Genomic DNA, 1,689 nt, shown 5'->3' with positions numbered 1-1,689 from the left:
GAGGGCACTGAAAAACTTACGTTTTTAAATCCCTAATCGTTTTTCAAACAAAAATAGGCAGCTTTCTGTTCGATTTTGAACAGAAAGCTGCCTATTTCCTTTCGGAATTTTATTCTTTTTCCTTTAAGAGCGTAATAATTCTCTTCAGATTGACCACAAAAATCGCAGTGGCTCCCTGTATTTCCATGCCAAACAGACCTGCAGATGATGCTGTATCATACCCATGTCTGTGTTTCAATTCACTATTTTTCGCTTCAATTTTATAGCGTGACCTTGCCAGCTGCTTAAATTCTTCTGTTTCCTGAAAAACAGCCTGGCTTGTATGCTCAGGTGACTTTATCGTCACTGAGTATGTTTTGCTTCTAGCACCATCCTTGTAACAGCCTTCACGCATAAGGCACTTTTTGCACTTCTCAATATCAAAGTAATAAGTCAGGCTTTGGTTATGGCTAGTCCCTTTTTTGCCGGTCCGCGCTTTTCGAATCGCCTGATGGCCGGCTTTGCACATATACATTCCCGCATCCTTATTAAATTCAAATTGTTCTTCCTGCCTGCGTGGACTCTGTGTAAGAAGGGGATGCAGCCTGGACACGAGGGATATTTCTTTTTCGCCGGTGTATTCGATATTTGCCTTTTCAGAGTACGCTGTGTCACCAATAACGGTATCTATCTTCAATCCCGTTTCCCTGCTTTTTTCAATTAAGGTCTGCAGGTATTTTCCATCGCTTTTTTCACCTGTCGTGACAACGGCAGCCGTAATGATTCGTTCGTCGCTCAATGCCATATGTGTTTTATAACCAAAGAAAGAGGAGTCGGCTGTTTTATGCCCGACACGGGCATCGGAATCTGTGGAATGGTGAAGCCGTTCTTGGTAGTCTCTCGTCGCTTCTTTTAGGACATTTATCTTTTCCATGACAGCTGGAATGTGCGCAATCTGTGGTTCTTTTTCGACTGTCTCAATGACAGCTTCACAGTAAGCCAGCTCATCCTTTACTTCGTTAGAAGTTGGCTTCGATGGAAATTTTTCTTTCATCGATTCATCAAATTGGTACACAGCCTTCCGGACTCTTTTTGACTTCTCCTGCAGGAATTGTTCCGGTGATTTTAGATTATACCGCGCTTTTGTGTGGGTGGAATCCACAATAATTGTGTGGCTTCTGATGATTCCTTTCTCGAGTGCAATCTCAACGGTTTTCCCGATAAGCAGATCTAATAAGCCCGCATCCTGCAGGCGGAGCTTGCGGAATTTCGTAAGCAGACTTGGATCAATAACAGAGTCTTCCGGCGCCATCCCTAGGAAATACTTAAAAGACATATCATATTTTGAACGCTCAACCACATCCATGTCTGACAAATCGAAAATTGCTTTTAGCAGTAAATATTTAAACAGGCGTACCGGCGGAACTGCTTTGCGTCCATTATCTAGACAGTACTTTGCTTTAAGTTCTTCTAAAATAAAAGAAAAATCCACCAGTTCATTGATTTGGCGAAGCATATTATCTTTTGGCACTACAATATCGTAAATAGCCGTAAACGGGCTTAATATAAGCGTTTCCTGAGTTGAAATCATCCGTGGCACCACCTGTTAACTTTATGTATTAATCTCATTATAAAAGAAAAGCCAGGCATTCGGCGATTGAATCGCCGAATACCTGGCTTTTTTACTATATGGACTTTTTCAGTGCCCTC

General features: G+C 41.9%; 1 protein-coding gene. It reads right to left on the bottom strand.

Features of this window, described 5'->3' with window-relative positions; all coding sequences use genetic code 11:
- Nucleotides 1–109 precede the first annotated feature (109 nt).
- Nucleotides 110–1,570, bottom strand: coding sequence for an IS1182 family transposase (locus BTO28_RS16510; RefSeq protein WP_076768298.1), 1,461 nt, complete (start codon nucleotides 1,568–1,570; stop codon nucleotides 110–112).
- Nucleotides 1,571–1,689 lie beyond the last annotated feature (119 nt).

The sequence above is a fragment of the Domibacillus epiphyticus genome (genome assembly GCF_001975785.1).
Classification (GTDB): Bacteria; Bacillota; Bacilli; order Bacillales; family Domibacillaceae; genus Domibacillus; species Domibacillus epiphyticus.
The sequence above is the reverse complement of the archived record's forward strand: the minus strand, read 5'-3'. Positions and strand labels throughout refer to the sequence as shown.

Bases quoted from the DNA above. Each gene is read 5' to 3' on its own strand.
- BTO28_RS16510 (WP_076768298.1), bottom strand. From the start codon at position 1,570: ATGATTTCAACTCAGGAAACGCTTATATTAAGCCCGTTTACGGCTATT.